Here is a 20,595-nt window from a genome sequence, read left to right as displayed (position 1 = left end):
TCCACCACGGTGGCAATACGGGTCTGTTCCAGTGCTCCATGACCGTGGATCCCCGCCTTCGCGGGGATGACGGTAGAGGTTAGGCGTTCAGCTCATCCCGCCTGGTCCCCGGCACTTCCAGGATGAGGTCGGCGCCATAGGCCTTGGCCGGGGTCTGGTAGCCGATGGGGGCGTCGCCGGCCAGCACGCGGCCGACGATCAGCAGCGCGGTTTCGACGGTCAGGGCATAGGGTTCGGGGGTTTCCAGCCGGCTGCGCACCAGGGCACCGGTGCTGTCGCGCGCCTTGGCCAGGACGGTGGCGCGGGCGGTGTTGCGGATGTCTTCGCCGGGGCCGGCGGGCATCAGGTTGATGGCGCGTTTCAGCACCGCCTGCCCGGGCCTGGACCCCAGCAATTTGCGCAGGAACTTCGGCATGCCCATCATCCGCGCCATTTCCGGCGTTTCGCGGAAGAACACCTCGATGTCGGGAATGCTGGTCGAGTGATAGGCGGTGGCGACGTCGCCCCAGGAGATGCCGATCACCGGCTCGGGCCCGGCACCGAAATCGAGCGTCTTCCGGGGGATCTCGTCGATCTCCACGATGCGGCCGCCCTTGCGGATGGCGGTGCCCTTGCCCAGGGCCTCGACCGAGGTCTTGGCCGTGCCGCGCGACATGTTCGAGAGGCCGTTCATGGCCAGGGTCAGCGTGGTGGCCGAGGGCAGGCGGTTCTTGACATGCAGGGCCATGCAGTCGGACGGCACGACGTCGAAGCCGACACCGGGCATCAGCATGACCCCGGCGGTGCGGGCCGCGGCGTCGCGGGCGGCGCAGGCCTCGAACACCTCGATCTCGCCGGTGATGTCGAGATAGTGGACGCCCTTGCGCAGGCAGGCCTCGACCATCGGTTTGCTGGTGGCGGAAAAGGGGCCGGCGACATGCAGCACCACGCGGATGCCCGCCAGGGCCTCGTCGAGCTTGGCCGGGTCGTCGAGCCCGACCGCGAGGTAAGGCAGGCCCAGCGGCGTCGCCACGGCCGCCACGGCCTCGTTCGAGCGCCCGGCCAGGAGCATGTCCAGGCCCTGCGCCTTGGCCCTCTGCGCGATCAGGCGGCCGGTATAGCCGGTGGCGCCGTAAAGCAGGATCCGGCCATCGCTCATGGTGCTCTCCTCATATCTTCTTGACCCTGGGCCCAAGGGCGCCCGAAGAATAGCGCCTGCGCGGAGGGCGTCCATGGGCGTTAACGAAAATAGTCTTCACGGCCGCTGCCTGTGCGGCGCGGTCGGCTTCCAGGTGAGCGGCCCCTTCGGGCGCGAGACGGTGTGCCATTGCGCCCAGTGCCGGCGCTGGCACGGCGCGCCCGGCCCCTATACCAGCGCCCGGCGCCGGGACATGGTCTTCAGCAACGAGCGCGGCTTGGCCTGGTACAGGTCCAGCACCGCCGCCCGCCGCGGCTTCTGCCGGGAATGCGGCTCGTCCCTGTTCTGGGAGCGGGCGGGCGACGAGCAGGTCAGCATCGCCATCGGCTGTTTGGACGAACCCACCGGCCTTGCCGCCCGGCATCATATCTTCGTCGCGTTCAAGGGTGACTCCTACGATATCAAGGATGATCTGCCGCAATGGCCCGACGGCAATATCGTCGACTAGTCCCGGTTCCTTAAAGCCCCAAGGTTTCAGACATGAGCATCGATCCCAACGAACTCGCCCCCCATACCGAGATCCCCGATCTCGAAGCCGGCGTGCGCCTCGAATTCTCGCCTTCGGGCCTCGCCGTCGTAACCCTGGCCAAGCCCGAGAAGCACAATTGCTTCGACGAACTCACCATCGACCGCCTCTCGACCATCTTCTACGACCTGGGCCGCCAGGACGGCGTGCGCGCCCTGATGATCCGGGCCGAAGGGGCGAGCTTCTCGGCCGGCGGCGACATCGCCTGGATGCGCCGCCAGGCAACCCAGCTCTATGACGAGAACCTGGCCGATGCCCGCGGCCTGGCGGTCATGTTCGCCCGCCTGGACCGCCTGCCGATCCCCACCATCGCCCTGGTCGACGGCCCGGCCTATGGCGGCGGGGTCGGGGTCGTCGCCTGTTGCGATATCGCCCTGGGCACGCCGCGCGCGGCCTTTGCCTTGTCGGAGGCCAAGATCGGCCTGATGCCAGCCACCATCGCGCCTTATGTCATGCGGGCGATCGGTGCCCGCAATTGCCGGCGTTACTTCCAGACCACCGAACGCTTCGATGCCGCCGACGCCTATCGCATGGGCCTGTTGAGCGAGCTGCTGCCCGACGCCGCAGCGGCCGAGCATCGGGCAGACAGGGTGATCGAGGCGATCTTCGCCGCAGCCCCCGGCGCGGTCGCCCGGGGCAAGAGCCTGGTTGCCGAACTCGAAGGCATGGCTTTCGACGACGACATGGGCGAGTTGACGGCGGTGGCGATCGCCAAACGCCGGGCCACGGAAGAAGCCAAGGAAGGCCTGTCGGCTTTTCTCGAGAAGCGGCGTCCGGCCTGGCTGGCCTGACCGTCGAGAGGGCTGGGGGCAGAAAACGGCATGGCCTATCGACTGACGCTGAAACAGCGCCGCGCCCTCGACCGCCTGGCCAATTCGTCGCTGGCCCGCGCCTTGACCTTGCCGGTGGAGGGGCGGGCGCTGAAAGGCCGGGCGATCGCAAATCGCCTGCGCATCGAATCCGCGCGCTGGGCCGTCGCCTTCGCCATCGGCCCGGCGCTGATCTTCTCGATCCTGTACCTGATCGGGCTGGCGGAAGGGCAGCCGCCGGCAAGCTTCCTGGCGCCGGTCGGCGGCCTGTGGTTCGTCGCGGGGCTGCTGGCGGGCTCGGCGCTGCTGGGGGCGATCCTGGGGCGGCGCACGGCGGCCGGGCTTTACCGCGATGTCGAGATGCAGCAGGCCGATGCGCCGGATTTCTTCCACGCCGATGTCAACGGGCTGCGGGTGACCGGGCCCAATGGGTTTCGCCTCGAAGGCCCGTGGGCCCGCTGGGCGGTGACCGGCCTTGCCACCTATCCCGACGAAGGCCGGGCGCGCGGCGTGGGGCGGCTGGTGGTCCTGCGCTCGCTCACCCTGGCGCTCGATGCCGACGGGCGGCGGGCGGTCACCCTCGATCCGCTGCTGCTCGATCGCGGTGCTGCGCTGTGTGCCGTGGTGGTGCGCGCGCTCGACCGGGCCGGCGCGTTCGCGCTATAGACCTTTTCGGTTACACCGCGACGTTATCGATCAGCCGGGTCTGCCCGACCAGGGCGGCGACCAGCAGGCGGGCCGGGCGGTCCGCCCGGGCCAGCGGCTCGAGGGTTTGCGCATCGGCCAGGTCGAGATACTGGATCTCGCGGAATCCGGCTTTCAGCAACTGGCTGCGGCCGGCATCAAGGATCGGGGCCGCGTCGCCGCCGCCCTTGAGCTGTGCCGCCACCAACTGCAGGGTCGCGGGCAGCGAGGCGGCGATCGCCCGATCCTCGGGCGAGAGATAGGCGTTGCGCGACGACATCGCCAGGCCGTCGGCCTCGCGCACGGTCGGCCCGGGCAGGATCTCGACGCCCAGGTCGAGATCGGCCGCCAGGCGCTTCACCACGAGCAGTTGCTGATAGTCCTTCTCGCCGAACACGGCGACGTCGGGCCGCACCTGGTTCAGCAGCTTGGCGACGATGGTCGCGACGCCGGCAAAATGGGTGGGGCGGAAGACGCCGTCCAGCCGCCTGGTGACGACATCGACGACGACCGTGGTCGCGGCCTCCGCGGGATACATCTCCTCGACCACCGGCGCATAGAGCAGGTCGACGCCGAAGGCCGCGAGCTTGGCGGCGTCCGCCATCTCCTGGCGCGGATACTTGGTGAAGTCCTCGTGCGGGGCGAACTGGGTGGGGTTGACGAAGATCGAAACCACCACGCGATCGGCGCGCGACCGGGCCAGTTCGACCAGCGACAGATGGCCGGCGTGCAAGGCGCCCATGGTCGGCACGAAGCCGATGCGAAGGCCCGCGGTGCGCCACGACTGGACGGTCTGGCGCAGCGCGGCGATGGAGCGCGCGGCCGGCAGCGGCAGGGTTTCGGCGTCTGACATGCGGGCGCTTCCTCGAGAGGCTTCAGGCATTCTTGTTCAGTCAAATCGGTTGGCGAGTATGCCAGTCGTCGCGACGAGTCAATCGTTCACTGCATTAACCTTGTCATTGCTCGACTGGCGGATTTTACGCCGATGCCTCTCGACTCGCCGGGCCGCGGGCTTTGGCGCGATGGCAAATACTTGCGCGTCGTTGCTGGCGATCGTGTGTTGTGCGCTTTGACTTGAGCGCGCAAGCCAGGGTATCCGCGGCTGTCAAAGTTGGCGCATGACGAACGACTGTAGAAAGCATCTACGATTATTCGCAGTGCGTGTATACTTTGCGTTGCCGTGACCTGATTCGGAATCGACATGCGCCAGTACAAGGCCGGGGTCAGTCCCAAAACCAAGATCGCCGCCGATGCGGCAACGGCCACCACTGTCGATTTCATATTTGATACCATACTGGTTACTTCGTTTTCAAGTACGTTTTTGCAGATCTCCACGCCCTGTCGCGCAAATGTTTCGCGTCGCGGGAGACGTGATGAGGTCCGTCCGCGCAAGCGGGCGGTAAGAGCTGGCTCCATGTGGTGTGGCCGCCACCCAAGCCAGAAACAACAGCGGCCACTGTTGGCTGACCATCAGGCGAAGATCGCCGGTGGTTCGCCGAGCCTCGTCCAAAACGACTGACGGAGTGAAACCGATCATGGCAAAGACCACTGAGAAAAAGCCGGCCAAAGCCCCGGCGAAGAAAGCCGCTGCTGCGAAGCCCGCCGCCGCTGCCAAGCCGGCAGCCAAGGCGAAGCCCGCGGCCAAGCCGGCCAAGGCTGCTGCGGCCAAGCCGGCCGCGGCGAAGAAGCCTGCCGCTGCGGCGAAGCCCGCTGCCGCGAAGAAGCCTGCCGCGGCTGCCAAGCCCGCCGCTGCTGCCAAGAAGCCGGCGCTGAAGGTCGTGGCGGCGAAGCCCGCGGCGGCGAAGAAGCCTGCTGCTGTCAAGAAGCCTGCGGCCGCGAAGCCGGTGAAGGCGGCGGCCGCTGCGGCGGCCAAGCCGGCGGCGAAGTCGAAGCCGGCCAAGAAGGCAAAGTAATCTTACTTTGCAAGTACGGCGGGGACCCAAAGTCCCCGCCGTCTTTTTTTGTCCAGGCGGGAGCGGCGATCGGACCGGCAGCGCGCGTCCTTCGAGACGCCACGCTTCGCATGGCTCCTCAGGATGAGGAGAGTCTTTATGCCAAAACAAATCTCCTCATCCTGAGGAGGCCCGGAGGGCCGTCTCGAAGGACGCACAACGCCGATGCCAGCCCCCTAGCGCGGATCGATCGCCGTGCTCGACGTAATGGGGGCGATGGCACCGAAGTGCCTGGCCAGGCGGCGGTGACGGTGATGGAAGAGGGCGCGCACGAGCACCCGGGCGAGGGGGCCGGTGCCGGGCACCCGGGGCACGAAGGCCAGGTGATCGACGACACGGGTGCCCCCGGCGGCATCGTGCAGGTGACGGTCGTGATGCCAGGCCGTCATCAGGCCCATGGTCGAGCGTTCGGCGAAATACTCGCCAGGCTCGATGGCGCCAAAGCCGATATGGTCGTAGTCGACGGGCAGGATGCCGAACAGGCGCAACCAACTGCGGAACAGCGGCTGGCCGGTCGCCAGCTCAGGCGTCAGGGCCGGCACTTCCGGCGGGGCGCTCATCGACAGGATCGGGCCGAGTTCGTCGTTCACGCCCTCGAAGCTCGCAATGCGTGCCCAGACGGCCGCGCGGGGCGCCGCGACGGCTGAAGAGACGGTGACATGGTGGAAACGTGCCGGCATGGTCCATACCCTAGCAGAGGCGCGCCGCCAGGCCCTTCAAGGGATTTCCGATTGCCGAATCATTGACGGCCGCAGGCCCCGGCCCGACGATTGACTATTCTTACGACTCGGACGGTTATCCATGAGCAGCGGGCGGCGGGCACATATCATCGTCCTCGGCAACGAGAAGGGCGGTTCGGGCAAATCGACCAGTGCCATGCACCTGGTTGCCGCCCTGCTGGAGCAGGGGCGCAAGGTCGCCACCATCGATCTCGACGGCCGCCAGCGGACCCTGACCCGCTATCTCGACAACCGCGCCAAGGCGGTATCGGAAGGGGTCAACCTGCTGATGCCGTCCTACGCCGTGGTCACGCGCAGCGAGATCCCGGATTTCCAGGCCGCCCAGGCCGACGAGCGCACCCGCTTCCTGACCGTGCTGGAAGACTACGTCGATGCCAACGATGTCGTGATCATCGACTGTCCCGGTTCCGACAGCTTCATGTCGCGCCTGGCCCATGGTTGCGCCGACACGCTGCTGACCCCGATGAACGACAGTTTCATCGATCTCGACCTGATCGCCGGGTCGATCCCCATGACCACACGATCCTAGGGCCCAGCCTCTATTCCGAACTGGTGTGGGAGATGCGCAAGCGCCGGGCCCGCACCGGCGGCACCATCGACTGGCTGGTCATGCGCAACCGCGTCAGCCATCTCGACGCCCGCAACAAGCGCCGCGTCTCCGAGGTTCTGGCGCGCCTGGCCAAGCGCATCGGCTTCCGGGTCGTCGCCGGCCTGTCCGAGCGGGTGACCTACCGCGAATTGTTCCTCCAGGGCCTGACCATGCTCGACCTGGGGCGCACCGGCTCGACCCTCAGCATGTCCGAGGTTGCCGCCCGCCAGGAGGTCCGCACCCTGGTCGCCTCGCTCGACCTGCCGCCGGTCGACCGGGCCGCCGCACCGCTGGTCAGCGCCGCCGAATAGGTTGACGAAGCCTCCGCTGCCCTTCAGGGCGGAGGGGGTTGGGCGAGGGGGCTTGCACCGCCATCGCGGCCATCCTCCTCACCCCAGCCCTCTCCTCCTCGAAGGAGGAGAGGGAGGTCGCGGGGACTTCGCCTTAACTGACACGTTGCTTTGCCTAGTCCCGCGTGGCATCTAGCCGGGCGTGGACGGTCCTTCACGAATTCGAGTTTTCCCGATCATGACAATCAAGATCCGCAAGGCCGTGTTTCCCGTCGGCGGCTTGGGCACGCGCTTCCTGCCCGCGACCAAGGCCATGCCGAAAGAAATGCTCCCGGTGGTCGACAAGCCGCTGATCCACTACGCCCTGGAAGAGGCACGGGCGGCGGGCTGCGAACATTTCATTTTCGTGACCAGCCGCGGCAAAACCGCCCTGGAAGACCATTTCGACAAGCATTTCGAGCTGGAAGAGACTCTGGCCCGCCGCGGCAAGACCGCCGAACTCGAGGCACTGCGCGCCTGGCAGCCCAAGCTGGGGCAGGTTTCCTATGTCCGCCAGCCCGAGGCCCTGGGGCTGGGCCATGCGGTGCTGTGCGCCAAGGAACTGGTGGGTGACGAGCCCTTCGCGGTGATCCTGCCCGACGACCTGGTGCTGGCCGACCGGCCCTGCCTGGCCCAGATGGCCGAAGCCTATGCCCTTGTCGGCGGCAACATGTTCGGCGTCATGGACGTGCCGCGCGAGCACACCTCGCGCTACGGCATTCTGGCCCCGGGCAAGACGCAGGGCCGCCTGACCGAGGTCAAGGGCCTGGTCGAGAAGCCCAAGCCCGAGGTGGCGCCGTCCACGCTCTCGGTGATCGGCCGCTACATTCTGTCGCCCAAGGTCTTCGGCCACCTGGAAACCCAGGAGCGCGGCGCCGGCGGTGAAATCCAACTGACCGATGCCCTGGCCAAGATGATCGGCGAGGTGCCGTTCCACGGCTTCGCCTATGACGGTACGCGCTTCGACTGCGGCGACAAGATCGGCTTCCTGGAGGCCAACATCGCTTTTGCCCTGGCACGCGGCGACATTGGTCCTAAGCTCGCGCCGTTCCTGAAGAAGACCGCTGCCGCGCTCTGAAAGCTTGAGAGGTTGTCATGCGGGTGACGATGGTTGGCACGGGCTATGTCGGTCTGGTGTCTGGTGCCTGTTTTTCCGAGTTCGGTCACTCCGTTATCTGCGTCGACAAGGACCCGGCCAAGATCGAGGCCCTGAAGCGGGGTGAAATCCCGATCTTCGAACCCGGCCTCGACAAGCTGGTGGCCGAGAATGCCGCCGCCGGCCGCCTGTCCTTCACCACCGAGCTGGGCCCCGCGGTGCAGGGCGCCGACGCCGTGTTCATCGCCGTGGGTACGCCCAGCCGCCGCGGCGACGGCCATGCCGACCTGTCCTACGTCTATGCCGCGGCCGAGGAAATCGCCGCCGCCCTGACCGGCTATACCGTGATCGTGACCAAGTCGACCGTGCCCGTGGGCACCGGTGCCGAGGTCGAGCGGCGCATCCGCGCGGTGCGGCCGGACCTGGCCTTCGATGTCGCCTCGAACCCTGAATTCCTGCGCGAAGGCAACGCGATCGAGGATTTCCGCCGGCCCGACCGGGTGGTGGTGGGGCCCAGAGCGACCGCGCCCGCGCCGTCATGCGCCAGCTCTACCGCCCGCTGTTCCTGCTCGAGACGCCGTTCGTCTTCACCTCGCGCGAGACCTCGGAACTGATCAAATACGCCGCCAACGCCTTCCTGGCGACCAAGATCACCTTCATCAACGAGATGGCGGACCTGTGCGAGAAGGTCGGCGCCGACGTCTCCGACGTGGCCCGCGGCATCGGCCTCGACGGCCGCATCGGGCGCAAGTTCCTGCACGCGGGGCCGGGCTTCGGCGGCTCGTGCTTCCCCAAGGATACCCTGGCCCTGGTGCGCACCGCGCGCGATTACGGCACCCCCAGCCGCATCGTCGAGGCGGTGGTGGCGGTCAACGACGACCGCAAGATCGCCATGGCCGACCGGGTGATCGCGGCAGCAGGCGGCGACCTTGCGGGCAAGACCGTGGCCGTGCTGGGCGTCGCCTTCAAGCCCAATACCGACGACATGCGCGACGCCCCGTCGCTGGAAATCCTGCCGCGCCTGATTGCGGCCGGCGCCAAGGTTCGGGCCTTCGATCCCGAAGCCATGACCAACGCCGCGGCGATGATTGCGGGCGTCGAATGGGTGAAGGATGCCTATGCCACCCTGCCCGGTGCCGACGTCCTGGTGATCATCACCGAATGGAACGAATTCCGTGCCCTCGACCTTGCCCGCGTGAAGGCCGCCCTGGCCCAGCCGGTGATCGTCGACCTGCGTAACATCTATCGTCCCGACGAAATGGCCGAGGCCGGCTTCGACTACTATTCCATCGGCCGGTCCGCCACCGTTCCAGCTTGAAGCATAGCGAGGTTTCCATGACCCAGGCGCATCAGTTCCACAAGTCGATCCTGCGCGAATACGATATTCGTGGCGTCGTGGGCGAGACCTTGCACGAGGCTGATGCCCGCGCCCTGGGCCGGGTTTTCGCGACGGCGATCGGCCGCGCGGCGGGCACGGCCAACCCCACCATCGCCGTCGGCCGCGACGGCCGCGTGTCCTCGCCCGGCATGGCGGCGGCGCTGGTCGAAGGCCTGGTTTCGGCCGGGGCGCAGGTCGTGCGCATCGGCACCGGCCCCACGCCGATGCTGTATTTCGCGGCGACCACGCTGGAGACCGACGGCGGCATCATGGTCACCGGCAGCCATAACCCGCCGCATCACAACGGCTTCAAGATGATGAAGGGCAAGAAGTCCTTTTTCGGGCCGCAGATCCAGGAACTGGGTCGCCTGTCTTCGGCCGGCGACCTCGTCGTGGGGGCTGGTTCGGTCACCGACAAGGATGTCTCGGGCGATTACGTCGCGCGCCTGCTGGCCGAGGCGGTCGACAACGACCTTGGGATCGGCTGGGATCCGGGCAACGGTGCCGCCGGTGCCGTGCTGGGGCGTATCGTCGCCGGTCTCAAGGGCCGCCACTTCGTGATCAACGAAGAAGTCGACGGCACCTTCCCGAACCATCACCCCGACCCGACCGAGCCCCACAACCTGGAACAGTTGCAGGCCCTGGTGGCCAAGGAAAAGCTCGACATCGGCATCGCCTTCGACGGCGACGCCGACCGTATCGGCGCGATCGACGAGAAGGGCCGGATCATCTGGGGCGATCAGTTGCTGGCGATCCTGGCGATCGACGTGCTGGCCGAGCGGCCGGGGCGACCATCATCGCCGACGTCAAGGCCAGCCAGGTGCTGTTCGACGAGATCGCCCGCCTGGGCGGCAAGCCCTTGATGTGGAAGACCGGCCATTCGCTGGTCAAGACCAAGATGATCGAGACCGGCTCGCCGCTGGCCGGCGAGATGTCCGGCCATATCTTCTTCGCCGACCGGTTCTATGGCTTCGACGATGCCCTCTATGCCGCCCTGCGCCTGATCAAGGCGGTGGTCAAGGCGGGCATTTCGCTGGCCGATCTGCGCGATCGCCTGCCCGACACGGTGAACACGCCGGAATTGCGCTTCGAGGTGCCCGAGGAGCAGAAATTCGCCATCGTCGAGACGGTGAAGGCCAAGCTCGCCGCCGACGGGGCCGAGGTCGACGACACCGACGGCGTGCGCGTGAAGACCCCCGCCGGCTGGTGGCTGCTGCGCGCCTCCAACACCCAGGCGGTGCTGGTCGCTCGGGCGGAGGGCCACGATGTCGCCGCGCTGGACGGGCTCAAGGCCTCGCTCATCGCGGCCCTGACCGCGGCGGGCGTGAAGCCCCCGAAGATCTGAGCGCGCCGGGCCCGGGCGGACGTTTCGGCCGCGGCCGAAGTTTGACCTGGTGATCGGATGGCGGCCGCGGGCTATGCTGCGGCCATGTCCATGATCGCCTCGGGCAACACCGTGGCCGAAGTCGCCGCCCTGATCGGCGACGTGGCCCGGGCCAACATCCTCCTCGCCCTGATGGACGGGCGGGCCTTGACCGCGGGCGAACTGGCCTGGGCCGCGGGGGTCGGCGCCTCCACCACCAGCGGCCATCTGGCCAAGCTGGCGGAGGCCCATCTGATCGCCCTGGAGAAGCAGGGGCGCCATCGCTACTACCGGCTGGCCTCGGTCCAGGTTGCCGAGGCCCTGGAAGCCCTGACGGCGCTGACCGCGGCCGGGCCCAGGCGCCATCGTCCGGCCGGCCCGCGGGACGAGGCCCTGCGCCTGGCCCGCACCTGCTACGACCACCTGGCCGGGCGCCTGGGGATCGCGCTGGCGGATGCGCTGCAGGCGCGCGGACATGTGATCCTGGCCGATGGCGCCGGCATGGTGACCGAGGCGGGCAGCGCCTTCCTGGCCAGTTTCGGGATCGACCTGGCGCAGCCTTGCCAGGGCACCCGGCCGCTGTGCCGGACCTGCCTCGACTGGAGCGAACGGCGCGCGCATCTGGGCGGTCGTTTGGGCGCTGCCCTTTGCACGCGCTGCTTCGAGCTGGGCTGGATCGCCCGGGTCAAGGACGGCCGCGCCCTGGCGATCACGCCTGGCGGGCGCCAGGGCTTCGCCGAGATCTTCGGCGTTACGCTATCTTGATCTGGCGCGGCGCCGCCGCATCGAGCGCTTCGAACCGGGCCGGCCGGCCGTAGAAGCGGGTGGCCAGCGAGGTCACCCGGACAGCGTCGCCGGTAGTATGGAAGCGCACCTGGCCTGGTTCGCCGGCCCCGGCGAATTCCGGATGCCGGGACAGGTAGGCCCCCAGGCTCTTCGCCGTGATGTCGGGCTGCGACAGGATTTCGACCCCTGCGGGCAGGGCGGCGGCGAACAGTTCCGCCACCAGCGGATAGTGGGTGCAGCCCAGGATCACCGAACTGGGCGCCGCGCCCTCCAGCCGGCGCATCAGCAGGGCGGTATAGCGGCGGACGGCGCGGGCCAGGATGTCACGCGGGGCATCGCGTTCGATCAGGTCGACCAGGACGGGGCAGGCCTGCTGGACCACGGTCACTTCCGGCGCGCGGGAGCCGATTTCGCGGGCGAAGGCGTCGCTGCGCACGGTGTGCCGGGTGGCGAAGACGGCCACGGTGCGGGCCTCGCCATGGGGCCGGCGGGTGGTCACGTCGGCCATCCAGGGCACGCCGGTGACGGCCTCGACCATGGGCACCAGCACGCCCAGGACGCGGCGCTGGGGATGGTGGGCCGGCAGCCAATGATGTTGCAGCCGCCGCAGGCCGGTGGCCGCCGCGGTATTGCAGGCGATCACCACCAGCCGGCAGCCCAGCGCGAACAGCCGTTCCAGCGAGGCCAGGGTCAGGTGATAGATCTCGTCGGGTTCGCGATTGCCGTAGGGGGCATGGCCGTGGTCGCCCAGATAGGTGAAGGCCTGCCCCGGAAATTCGCGCACCAGCGCCTTGAGGACGGTCAGGCCGCCGTGACCGGAATCGAAGACGCCGATCACGGCCTAGTTGGTGGTGCCGGCCATCGCGCTGGCGGCCACGGTCGACGGCACCTTCAAGGCGATGCAGGAAACCGATTTCTCGCGCAGCTTCAGGCACGCCTGGCGGGCCGAGGTCTCGGTCAGGCCGACGAAGCGGGCGCGATAGATCGTGCCCTTGTCGTCGGTGCCCTGGTGCACCGCCATGCGGGCGGCATTGAGCATCGAGGGGGCGATCTTGGCGGCATCGTTGAGATGGTCGATCGCCGCGTCCTGGCGGCGGAAGGCACCGATCTGAACGCCCCAGGTCTCGCCGGCGGTGGCGCGCTGATGGGCCTCCGCGACCTGGGCTTCCAGCGTGCCGGGAGCAGGCTTGGCGGGTGCCGGTTTTGCCGGCGCGGGCTTGGCGGCGGCCACGGCAGCCGGCGCGGCCGGGCGGGGTGCCGGCGCAGCGGGGGCGGCGGCGACCGGTGCCGGGACGGCAGTCGCCGCGGGGGTGGCAACAGGGGCAGGCACGGCGGCGGCCGGGCGGGTCATCGGCGCGGCCGGCGGGGCGGCATAGGCGATTTCGCTCTCGTCTTCGGCGCTGCTGTCGACCTCGGCGATCTTGGCGTCGAGCGCGGCGGCGGCCAGGGCGACATCGGCCGGGGCAGGGGGCGCCGGGGCGGGTGCTGCCGGCCTGGCCGCGGCGACGGCGATCGGCTTGGGGGCCTGGACCGCGTTGGGGCGGATGGTCTCGCCGCCGGCGACGAGCATTTCCGGCCTTGCCTCGATGCGGGCGAAGGCGGCATCGAGCAGTTCGATCATGTGGTCGTCGCGGGCCCGCGCCGACGAGCCGCCGAAAATGGCGCCCACCAGATGGTGCCCGTCGCGTTCCACCGAAACCACCAGGTTGAAGCCCGAGGCCTTGATGTAACCGGTCTTGATCCCATTGGTGCCTTCGTAGCGGCCCAGCATGCGATTGTGGTTGCGGATCACCTTGCCGCCATAGCGCCAGTCCACCGTGGCGAAATAGGGGTAGTAATCGGCATGATCACGCATCAGCGCCAGGCCCAGCCTGGTCATGTCGGCGGCGTTGGTAACCTGGCCGGGATCAGGCAGGCCGTTGGCATTGCGGAACACGGTGGCGCTCATGCCCAGTTCGCGGGCACGCGAGGTCATGCGCCGGGCGAAGGCACCTTCCGAGCCGGCGATCGCTTCGGCCAGCGCGACCGACATGTCGTTGGCCGACAGGGTGATCAGCGCCATGATCGCATCCTTGACCGCGATGGTCTTGCCGGCGCCGATGCCCAGCTTGGTCGGCGGGCGTGACGCGGCCTCGGCCGACACGGTGATGCGTTGATCGAGGCTCAGGCTGCCGGCCTTGATGGCGTCGAAGGTCAGGTACAGCGTCATCATCTTGGTCAGGGACGCCGGATGGGTCTGCGCGGTCGGGCTGTCCGACAGGATGACCCGGCCGGTATCGGCATCGACGATGACCACGGCATACTGGGGTGCCGCGCCGGCGGCATTGCTCGCCGCCACGCCTGCCGTCGCGATCGCCAGGGCGACGAGCAAGGCCGGCCTGTTGCGTCCCCGGTGCCGGCTACCCGTCCGACCCAGATGCGACCAGAGCAGGGCAATACCCGCAACGGCCCTCGACAGCGCACCTCTCATTTGGTTCGCCCCTACGGAAAATGAACAGCCCATTCGAACGATACGGTTGGATCGGAAGTTTGTCCATAGAATCTGATGCTTGCAGCTTTGATTTGATCCTGCGACTCAGGTGCCTGCGGTAAGTGGCGGTCACAAGGCGGCCGCGGCGGCAAAGCTTGGCGCCGGCGCCCGGCTGGGGCATGCTCGTCGGCGGCAGCGTGGAGTCGCCGGCATGACCATCGCGAATGGGATCACAATCCTGGTGATCGGGGTTTCGACCGTGCTGGGCGGCTGCATGGCCCAGGGCCCGGTGGACCTCAACCTGGGCCGGATCCCCACTTGGCTGAGCTATCTCTCCGGCGACGATGTGAAGGCGGCCTGCGAGGCCGGCGGCCCCGACCGTATCCGTTTCGTCTACAACGCGGTGTGGACCGAGCAGGTGCGCGCCTACGACCTGAAGGTCACCGACTACGGCGCGCAGATGGACGAGCACGTCTGGGGCCCTGGCGTCCTGCTGGCGGCCACGGCGCAAGGCCCCCAGATCTCGGCCGACAAGGCCAGTGTGGGCATCAGCAAGGCCCGGCTCGAGGCGCTCGAAGGTGCGATGGCCGCCGACGGCGTCGACGGCCCGGCCCCGCGCGGCGAATTCCTCCGTTCGGACAATTTCTATTGGGTGGTGGCGCGCTGCCGGCAGGGCCGCTTCCACTTCAACGCCTTTCAGGCACCGGATGCCCGCTTCGCCGCCCTGACCTTTCCGCGCCACCTGTTCGACGCCGACCTGACCGGCATTGCCATCAATCCGCCGCGCCCCCTCGACCTTCCGCTGCTGGAGAGCGGCTACGGGCACGACTCCGACCAGCGCCCGTTCACCGCCCAGGTGAGCGCCAACGGCCTCGACATTCCCCGGTTTTTCTAGGCCCGCCGGGCCGGATCGTCATTTTGCTGCAATGCAACAAAATGCCTTGACAATGATCAGAAAACGCCCAAATTAGCGCCATAGTTATTGCGTTGCGGCATCGAGCAAACGCGCTGAAGGAACCTTGGATGCGGGGCTTTCGGCAAGGTGGCTACGGTGTCAGGGCGGTGCGCGACCGCACTGCGTTGGCGGGCCGGCGGCTTTCGACAGCAGCCGACCCGATCCACGAAGCACCATAGTGAACGAGGAACTACCATGGCCACCAAGACCAAGAGCGTCAAACCGGAGACTACCGAAATGACCACCACCACTGAAACCGCGACCGAGACCTTCAAGGCCACTGCCGAGCAGGTCAAGGGTAAGATGGAGCAGGCGCTGAAGACCTTCGAAGAGGCCGGCTCGCTCTCCAAGGACACCTACGAGGCGTTCGTCTCGTCCTTCAACATCACCGTCAAGGGCGTCGAAAGCGTCACCACCGAGACCGCGGCCTATGCCAAGAAGGCGGTCGAGGATCTGGTTGCGGTGTCCAAGGCCGTGGTCGGCGCCAAGAGCCTGCGCGAAGTCGTCGACCTGCAGAACGATTTCACCAAGTCGGCTTTCGATGCCTTCCTCGCCTACACCAACAAGGTCGGCGAGATGACCGTGACCCTGACCCAGTCCGCGGTCGAGCCGGTCAGCCGTCAGCTGGGCGTTGCCTTCAAGAAGTTCGCCACCCCGGTCGCCTGACCGGTCGTGCGAAGCGCGGGGGAGTTCGACCGCCCCCGCGTCGTCTGGAGTGCTTAGCGTATCCTCCCCGAGAATGCCGGCATGGGCGACCATGCCGGCATTTTTGTTGGCGGGCCCCGCTCCGGGTTAAGTAAGTCGTTATGCCAAAAAGATTTTCCTCATCCTGAGGAGGCCCGAAGGGCCGTCTCGAAGGACGCAGGATGTTCCTGCCATGTCCTCAGTCGGCCAGGACGAAGACGTAGTATTTGCGGATCGTCTCCAGGACTTCCCAGGTTCCCTTGGTGCCCGGTTCGACGATGAAGATGTCGCCGGCCCGCAGGTGAACCGGGTCCCGGCCCTCGGCGGTGATCACGCAGTGGCCCTCGAGCAGGTGGCAGTATTCCCAGGAATCGTAGTCGATCGCCCAGGTGCCGGGGGTCGATTGCCAGGTTCCCATCAGCTTCTTGCCGTCGGCCGAGGCATAGCCGTTGAGCGTGACGGTCTGCGGGGTGCCGGCAATGGCCGTGCCGGGCCAGGGGGCGTCAACTTCCGCGATGGGCTTGGCGCTGCGATGGGTGAAGATGGCGGGGCTCATGGGCCTGTCCTTTGAGATGGGCCGGCCAGTCTGAACCCCGGCCGGCGTCGCCGCTTGCCGGTTTGCGATAAATTTCCCGCTTTGGCGGCGCGCCATGAAAAGAATTCGGGTTAGGCTGGTCAAACCGCCGCTTCATCCCCATGTGATTGCTAGTATCCTGAGCATCATGAAGACATATCGCCCCACGACCCCACTGCCGTCCCCCGACCTTCCAGGCGAACCGCATGCCGGCGGCGCGGCCGGGCCTGTGCACGCGACGGGCGGGGGCCAGGATGGCGACGGCGGCAACCAGACCGGGCTTCTGACGCGGACGCTGCCCAAGACGGCACGCCCGTCCCTCTACCGGGTGCTTCTCCTGAACGACGACTACACCCCCATGGAGTTCGTCGTTCACATCCTCGAGCGGTTCTTCCACAAGAATCTGGAAGAGGCGACACAGATCATGCTTCACGTGCATCAGAAGGGCGTCGGCGTCTGCGGCATTTTCACCTACGAGGTCGCGGAGACGAAAGTCACGCAAGTGGTGGATTTCGCCCGTCGACACCAGCATCCCCTTCAATGCACGATGGAGAAGGAATAGGCGCGAGGCACGAGTCTTTCCGTCCTTGTCGCCTGTCGACCCTCCGATGAGGGTCGAAGCTGGTGGCCGCCCCGTTGGCGGTCGGCGTGAGCCCGGAGGTGTGCCTTGCCGTCCTTTTCGCGCAGCCTCGAAAAGTCCCTTCACCGGGCACTGGCCCTCGCCAACGAGCGCCAGCATGAATTCGCCACCCTCGAGCATCTTCTGCTCGCCCTGATCGACGATTCCGACGCGGCGGCCGTGATGCGTGCCTGCAACGTCGATCTCGACGTCTTGCGGCGCCAGCTCGTCGGCTACCTGGATACCGAGCTCGAGGGCCTGGTCGTCGAAAGCGACGAGGATGCCAAGCCGACCACCGGCTTCCAGCGGGTGATCCAGCGCGCCGTCATCCATGTCCAATCCTCGGGCCGCGACCAGGTCACCGGGGCCAATGTGCTGGTCGCGATCTTCGGCGAGCGCGAAAGCCATGCCGCCTATTTCCTGCAGGAGCAGGACATGACCCGGCTGGACGCGGTCAGTTACATCAGCCACGGCGTCGCCAAACGTCCCGGCCACGGCGAAAGCCGCCCGGTGCGCGGCGCCGAGGAAGACAACAGCGAGGCGCCCGGCGCCCAGCGCCGCCCGCCCGAGGGCGGCAGCGCCCCGCGCAAGGGCGAGGCGCTGGCCGCCTATGCCGTCAACCTCAACCGCAAGGCGGCCGACGGCAAGATCGACCCGGTGATCGGCCGCGAGCCGGAAATCGAGCGCACGATCCAGATCCTGTGCCGCCGGCAGAAGAACAACCCGCTGCTGGTGGGCGATCCGGGCGTGGGCAAGACCGCGATCGCCGAAGGCCTGGCGCTGAAGATCGTCGAGGGCGACGTGCCCGAGGTGCTGTTCAACGCGGTGATCTATTCGCTCGACATGGGCACCCTGCTGGCCGGCACCCGCTACCGCGGCGATTTCGAAGAACGCCTGAAGGCGGTGATCAGCGAGATCGAGCAGACGCCGGGCGCCATCCTGTTCATCGACGAGATCCACACCGTGATCGGCGCCGGCGCCACCTCCGGCGGGTCGATGGATGCCTCCAACCTGCTCAAGCCCGCCCTGGCCCAGGGTTCCCTGCGCTGCATCGGCTCGACCACCTACAAGGAGTTCCGCTCGTACTTCGAAAAGGACCGCGCCCTGTTGCGCCGGTTCCAGAAGATCGACGTGAACGAACCCTCGGTGCCGGACTCGATCAAGATCCTCAAAGGACTCAAGCCCTATTTCGAGGAGCACCACCAGGTCCGTTACACCAACGACGCGATCAAGGCGGCGGTGGAACTGGCGGCCAAGTACATCAACGACCGCAAGCTGCCCGACAAGGCGATCGACGTGATCGACGAGTCCGGCGCCGCCCAGATGCTGCTGCCCCCGGCCCGCCGGCGCAAGACCATCGGGGTGAAGGAGATCGAGGCGGTGGTCGCCAAGATCGCGCGCATTCCCCCCAAATCGGTCTCGAAAGATGACCGCGCCCTGCTGCGCAACCTGGAGACCGAACTCCAGCGCGTCGTCTACGGCCAGGATGCGGCGATCAACGCGCTGGCGGCGGCGATCAAGCTGGCCCGCGCCGGCCTGCGCGAGGGCGAGAAGCCGATCGGCTCCTATCTCTTCTCCGGGCCCACCGGGGTGGGCAAGACCGAGGTCGCCCGCCAGCTCGCCAAGATCATGGGCGTCGAGCTGATCCGCTTCGACATGTCGGAATACATGGAACGCCACACGGTCTCGCGCCTGATCGGCGCGCCGCCGGGCTATGTCGGCTTCGACCAGGGCGGCCTGCTGACCGACGCGGTCGACCAGCATCCGCACTGCGTGCTCCTGCTCGACGAGATCGAGAAGGCGCACCCTGACCTGTTCAACATCCTGTTGCAGGTCATGGACCACGGCAAGCTGACCGATCACAACGGCAAGAAGATCGACTTCCGCAATGTCGTGCTGATCATGACCACCAATGCCGGGGCCTCGGAAGCGGCCAAGACGGCGATTGGTTTCGGCCGGACGACGAATTTCGGCGCCGACGAGGATGCGATCAAGCGCCTGTTCACGCCGGAGTTCCGCAACCGTCTCGACGCCGTGGTGCCCTTCGGCGGCCTGACGCCGGAGATCATCGCCAAGGTCGTGGACAAGTTCATCGCCGAACTGGAATTCCAGCTCGGCGACCGCGGCGTGGAAATCACGGTCAGCCAGGCCGCGCGCACGCATCTGGCGACCACCGGCTTCGATCCGCTCTTCGGGGCCCGGCCGCTGGCCCGGGTGATCGCCGAGAAGGTCAAGAAGCCGCTGGCCGACGACCTGCTGTTCGGCAAGCTGGCCCGCGGCGGCACGGTCCACGTCGATCTCAAGGACGGCGAACTGATCTTCGAGATCGAGGCGGCCAAGCGTCCGCACCCGACGGAAGACGACGGCGACGCCGAGCGTACGCCCGAGTTGACGCACTGAGTCCGTCCCCACCCGTGCAACCGCGCCCAAGTGGTTGCACGGGAACGACTTTAAAGAGGGAACGTCGATCCATCGCCGGGCGTTGAGCCGTCATGGGGATCGACACTGCCTTGTCGCAGCGTCTCTTGATTCATCTCAAAGCGTCCCGGCCGCGGATTGACCACGGTCGGAGCGCATCGTCGATGGGGAGCCGTCATGGCCAGGAATCAACTGCCGAACTACTGGGTCCTTCTTGCCGATGGCCATCATGCCCGGCTGCTGGAAGGCGGGCGCCCGTTCGATAGCCTGACCGGGGTCGACGGCGGCGTGATCGAGCCGAGCGACGGCGCTCATGCCTATGCCCATGACATCATGAGCGACCGGCCGGGCCGGTCGTTCAACTCGGCCGACTCGCGGCGCTCGGCCATGGAGCCGCAGACCGATCCCCAGCGCCTGGAGAAGACCCGCTTCGCCCAGAAGCTGGCCGCCATTCTCGACGCCGGGGCGACGGCCCAGCGCTTCGAACGCCTGATCATCGCGGCGCCCGCACCGGTCCTGGGCGATCTGCGCCATTCCCTGGGGCCGGCCGCCAGGGACAAGGTCGTGGCCGAGATCGACAAGGATCTGGTGAAGACCCCGTCGACCGACCTGGGCCGGCACCTGCTGAACGCCATCGGCTTCTAGGAAGACGAACCCCGATCAGCCCGGCAGTGGTGTGCCGGTGTTGACCGCCAGTTGGGCCTCGAACGCCCGCTTGTAGGCGGGCCGCGCTTCGCCGCGGGCGAGATAGGCGGCCAGGTTCGGATAGTCGTCCAGAATGCCCGATGATTTCAGCCTGAGCAGTACCGACACCATCATCAGGTCGCCCGCGCTGAACCCACCGTCGAGCCAGTCGGCATCGCGCAGGCGCGCGGAAAGTTGCTTCAACCGGTCGCGGATGCGGTCCTCGACCAGCGGCAGGCGCTCCTTGCTCCAGGGCCTGTCGCCCTCCACGATCTTGGCGATGGTGAGTTCGAGGATCGGCGGCTCCACCGTGTTGAGCGCGGCAAACATCCATGTGATCGCGCGCGCCCGGGCATCGGCATCGTCCGGCAGCAGGCCCGCGTGGCGCTCGGCGATATGGAACACGATCGAGCCTGTCTCGAACAGGGCGAGAGCGCCTTCCTCATAGGTCGGGATCTGGCCGAAAGGATGAAGCGCCAGATGCGCGGGTTCCTTCATCGCCCGAAACGAAACAAGGCGAACCTCATAGGGCTGGCCGACTTCTTCAAGCGCCCAGCGCACGCGCGTATCACGCGCCAGCCCCTTGCCGCCGTCGGGTGACCGTTCAAAGGCGGTGATGGTGATGGTCATCGTGGCGTTCTTCCTTGGCGAACATCGGGGCGAACAAACGCCAAGGTCCCGACGCTACGTTGTCTCGCGAATGCGGTCAATTTGTGCCGGGTGGCGCCGCCCCGATTGTCGTGGCATTCTCGGCGCAGCTTA

Annotated in this window: 19 protein-coding genes and 3 pseudogenes; 15 read left to right on the top strand and 7 right to left on the bottom strand. The window is 67.4% G+C overall.

Features of this window, described 5'->3' with window-relative positions:
- Positions 1–79: 79 nt before the first annotated feature.
- Positions 80–1,138 (bottom strand): saccharopine dehydrogenase family protein, encoded by a 1,059-nt coding sequence (locus D3874_RS12765; RefSeq protein ID WP_119778425.1) that lies wholly within the window; start codon positions 1,136–1,138, stop codon positions 80–82.
- A gap of 73 nt (positions 1,139–1,211) precedes the next feature.
- Here D3874_RS12765 and D3874_RS12760 point away from each other — a divergent pair, with 73 nt between their 5' ends.
- From D3874_RS12760 to D3874_RS12750, 3 genes are read left to right on the top strand one after another with little or no spacing between them, the layout of a single operon-like run.
- Positions 1,212–1,625 carry a GFA family protein gene (locus D3874_RS12760; protein WP_119778424.1) on the top strand — a complete coding sequence of 138 codons (414 nt, stop codon included), beginning with the start codon at positions 1,212–1,214 and terminating at the stop codon, positions 1,623–1,625.
- Between the two features lie 32 nt (positions 1,626–1,657).
- A complete protein-coding gene (locus tag D3874_RS12755) occupies positions 1,658–2,494 on the top strand; it encodes an enoyl-CoA hydratase-related protein (RefSeq protein ID WP_119778423.1) in 837 nt (278 codons plus the stop codon).
- Positions 2,495–2,524: 30 nt separating this feature from the next.
- Entirely contained in the window at positions 2,525–3,178 is a 654-nt protein-coding gene (locus D3874_RS12750) for a hypothetical protein (protein ID WP_119778422.1), read from the top strand.
- A gap of 10 nt (positions 3,179–3,188) precedes the next feature.
- Here the strand turns inward: D3874_RS12750 and panC are convergent, their stop codons facing one another.
- Complete coding sequence (gene panC, locus D3874_RS12745; RefSeq protein WP_119778421.1) at positions 3,189–4,049, bottom strand: pantoate--beta-alanine ligase; 861 nt, start codon at positions 4,047–4,049, stop codon at positions 3,189–3,191.
- A 348-nt stretch (positions 4,050–4,397) separates the two neighbouring features.
- Here panC and D3874_RS28010 point away from each other — a divergent pair, with 348 nt between their 5' ends.
- On the top strand, positions 4,398–4,715 hold the full coding sequence (locus D3874_RS28010) for a hypothetical protein (protein WP_147385644.1): 318 nt from the start codon (positions 4,398–4,400) through the stop codon (positions 4,713–4,715).
- A 16-nt stretch (positions 4,716–4,731) separates the two neighbouring features.
- The gene (locus D3874_RS12740; protein ID WP_199699045.1) at positions 4,732–5,109 is read left to right on the top strand and encodes a hypothetical protein; all 378 of its coding nucleotides are present in this window, start codon (positions 4,732–4,734) and stop codon (positions 5,107–5,109) included.
- 215 nt (positions 5,110–5,324) lie between these two features.
- Here D3874_RS12740 and D3874_RS12735 read toward each other — a convergent pair whose 3' ends face one another.
- Entirely contained in the window at positions 5,325–5,828 is a 504-nt protein-coding gene (locus D3874_RS12735; protein WP_119778420.1) for an SRPBCC family protein, read from the bottom strand.
- Positions 5,829–5,949: 121 nt separating this feature from the next.
- Here D3874_RS12735 and D3874_RS31995 point away from each other — a divergent pair.
- The 5 genes and pseudogenes from D3874_RS31995 (at position 5,950) to D3874_RS12710 (ending at position 11,408) form a co-directional block, all read left to right on the top strand.
- Positions 5,950–6,788, top strand: a pseudogene (locus tag D3874_RS31995) (division plane positioning ATPase MipZ).
- A gap of 217 nt (positions 6,789–7,005) precedes the next feature.
- Positions 7,006–7,884: a UTP--glucose-1-phosphate uridylyltransferase GalU gene (galU, locus tag D3874_RS12725; RefSeq protein WP_119778419.1), complete on the top strand. Its 879-nt coding sequence runs from the start codon at positions 7,006–7,008 to the stop codon at positions 7,882–7,884.
- 17 nt (positions 7,885–7,901) lie between these two features.
- Positions 7,902–9,220, top strand: a pseudogene (locus D3874_RS12720) (UDP-glucose dehydrogenase family protein).
- 17 nt (positions 9,221–9,237) lie between these two features.
- A pseudogene (gene pgmG / locus D3874_RS12715) lies at positions 9,238–10,625 on the top strand (phosphoglucomutase/phosphomannomutase PgmG).
- 57 nt (positions 10,626–10,682) lie between these two features.
- The gene (locus D3874_RS12710; protein WP_233559929.1) at positions 10,683–11,408 is read left to right on the top strand and encodes an ArsR/SmtB family transcription factor; all 726 of its coding nucleotides are present in this window, start codon (positions 10,683–10,685) and stop codon (positions 11,406–11,408) included.
- On the opposite strand, the gene D3874_RS12705 is transcribed toward D3874_RS12710, so the two are convergent.
- Positions 11,395–12,267, bottom strand: a complete 873-nt coding sequence (locus tag D3874_RS12705) for a glutamate racemase (protein WP_119778418.1) — start codon at positions 12,265–12,267, stop codon at positions 11,395–11,397. The two genes, D3874_RS12710 and D3874_RS12705, sit on opposite strands and share 14 nt — an antisense overlap.
- A 3-nt stretch (positions 12,268–12,270) precedes the next feature.
- Positions 12,271–13,800, bottom strand: coding sequence for a D-alanyl-D-alanine carboxypeptidase family protein (locus tag D3874_RS12700; RefSeq protein WP_158595975.1), 1,530 nt, complete (start codon positions 13,798–13,800; stop codon positions 12,271–12,273).
- A gap of 310 nt (positions 13,801–14,110) precedes the next feature.
- Between D3874_RS12700 and D3874_RS12695 the strand changes: the two genes are divergently transcribed.
- A complete protein-coding gene (locus D3874_RS12695; RefSeq protein ID WP_119778416.1) occupies positions 14,111–14,794 on the top strand; it encodes a hypothetical protein in 684 nt (227 codons plus the stop codon).
- Positions 14,795–15,091: 297 nt separating this feature from the next.
- Complete coding sequence (locus D3874_RS12690) at positions 15,092–15,520, top strand: phasin family protein (RefSeq protein WP_158595974.1); 429 nt, start codon at positions 15,092–15,094, stop codon at positions 15,518–15,520.
- A 217-nt stretch (positions 15,521–15,737) separates the two neighbouring features.
- On the opposite strand, the gene D3874_RS12685 is transcribed toward D3874_RS12690, so the two are convergent.
- Positions 15,738–16,094, bottom strand: a complete 357-nt coding sequence (locus tag D3874_RS12685) for a cupin domain-containing protein (protein ID WP_119778414.1) — start codon at positions 16,092–16,094, stop codon at positions 15,738–15,740.
- 166 nt (positions 16,095–16,260) lie between these two features.
- On the opposite strand from D3874_RS12685, the gene clpS reads away from it, so the two are divergent.
- The 3 genes from clpS to D3874_RS12670 all read left to right on the top strand — a co-directional run bounded on the left by clpS (position 16,261) and on the right by D3874_RS12670 (position 19,794).
- Entirely contained in the window at positions 16,261–16,674 is a 414-nt protein-coding gene (gene clpS / locus D3874_RS12680) for an ATP-dependent Clp protease adapter ClpS (protein ID WP_119782270.1), read from the top strand.
- A gap of 105 nt (positions 16,675–16,779) precedes the next feature.
- Complete coding sequence (gene clpA, locus D3874_RS12675) at positions 16,780–19,131, top strand: ATP-dependent Clp protease ATP-binding subunit ClpA (RefSeq protein ID WP_119778413.1); 2,352 nt, start codon at positions 16,780–16,782, stop codon at positions 19,129–19,131.
- A 195-nt stretch (positions 19,132–19,326) separates the two neighbouring features.
- Complete coding sequence (locus D3874_RS12670) at positions 19,327–19,794, top strand: host attachment protein (RefSeq protein ID WP_119778412.1); 468 nt, start codon at positions 19,327–19,329, stop codon at positions 19,792–19,794.
- Between the two features lie 15 nt (positions 19,795–19,809).
- On the opposite strand, the gene D3874_RS12665 is transcribed toward D3874_RS12670, so the two are convergent.
- Entirely contained in the window at positions 19,810–20,463 is a 654-nt protein-coding gene (locus D3874_RS12665; protein ID WP_119778411.1) for a glutathione S-transferase family protein, read from the bottom strand.
- Positions 20,464–20,595: the final 132 nt, after the last annotated feature.

Origin of the sequence: Oleomonas cavernae, assembly GCF_003590945.1 — a bacterium.
GTDB classification, from domain to species: Bacteria; Pseudomonadota; Alphaproteobacteria; order Zavarziniales; family Zavarziniaceae; genus Zavarzinia; species Zavarzinia cavernae.
Note: the sequence above shows the minus strand (reverse complement) of the source record. Positions and strands in the feature narration are given on the sequence as shown.

Coding starts and splice junctions, on each gene's coding strand:
- D3874_RS12765 (WP_119778425.1), bottom strand. CDS start 1,138: ATGAGCGATGGCCGGATCCTGCTTTACGGCGCCACCGGCTATACCGGC.
- D3874_RS12760 (WP_119778424.1), top strand. CDS start 1,212: ATGGGCGTTAACGAAAATAGTCTTCACGGCCGCTGCCTGTGCGGCGCG.
- D3874_RS12755 (WP_119778423.1), top strand. CDS start 1,658: ATGAGCATCGATCCCAACGAACTCGCCCCCCATACCGAGATCCCCGAT.
- D3874_RS12750 (WP_119778422.1), top strand. CDS start 2,525: ATGGCCTATCGACTGACGCTGAAACAGCGCCGCGCCCTCGACCGCCTG.
- panC (WP_119778421.1), bottom strand. CDS start 4,049: ATGTCAGACGCCGAAACCCTGCCGCTGCCGGCCGCGCGCTCCATCGCC.
- D3874_RS28010 (WP_147385644.1), top strand. CDS start 4,398: ATGCGCCAGTACAAGGCCGGGGTCAGTCCCAAAACCAAGATCGCCGCC.
- D3874_RS12740 (WP_199699045.1), top strand. CDS start 4,732: ATGGCAAAGACCACTGAGAAAAAGCCGGCCAAAGCCCCGGCGAAGAAA.
- D3874_RS12735 (WP_119778420.1), bottom strand. CDS start 5,828: ATGCCGGCACGTTTCCACCATGTCACCGTCTCTTCAGCCGTCGCGGCG.
- galU (WP_119778419.1), top strand. CDS start 7,006: ATGACAATCAAGATCCGCAAGGCCGTGTTTCCCGTCGGCGGCTTGGGC.
- D3874_RS12710 (WP_233559929.1), top strand. CDS start 10,683: ATGGCGGCCGCGGGCTATGCTGCGGCCATGTCCATGATCGCCTCGGGC.
- D3874_RS12695 (WP_119778416.1), top strand. CDS start 14,111: ATGACCATCGCGAATGGGATCACAATCCTGGTGATCGGGGTTTCGACC.
- D3874_RS12690 (WP_158595974.1), top strand. CDS start 15,092: ATGACCACCACCACTGAAACCGCGACCGAGACCTTCAAGGCCACTGCC.
- D3874_RS12685 (WP_119778414.1), bottom strand. CDS start 16,094: ATGAGCCCCGCCATCTTCACCCATCGCAGCGCCAAGCCCATCGCGGAA.
- clpS (WP_119782270.1), top strand. CDS start 16,261: ATGAAGACATATCGCCCCACGACCCCACTGCCGTCCCCCGACCTTCCA.
- D3874_RS12670 (WP_119778412.1), top strand. CDS start 19,327: ATGGCCAGGAATCAACTGCCGAACTACTGGGTCCTTCTTGCCGATGGC.
- D3874_RS12665 (WP_119778411.1), bottom strand. CDS start 20,463: ATGACCATCACCATCACCGCCTTTGAACGGTCACCCGACGGCGGCAAG.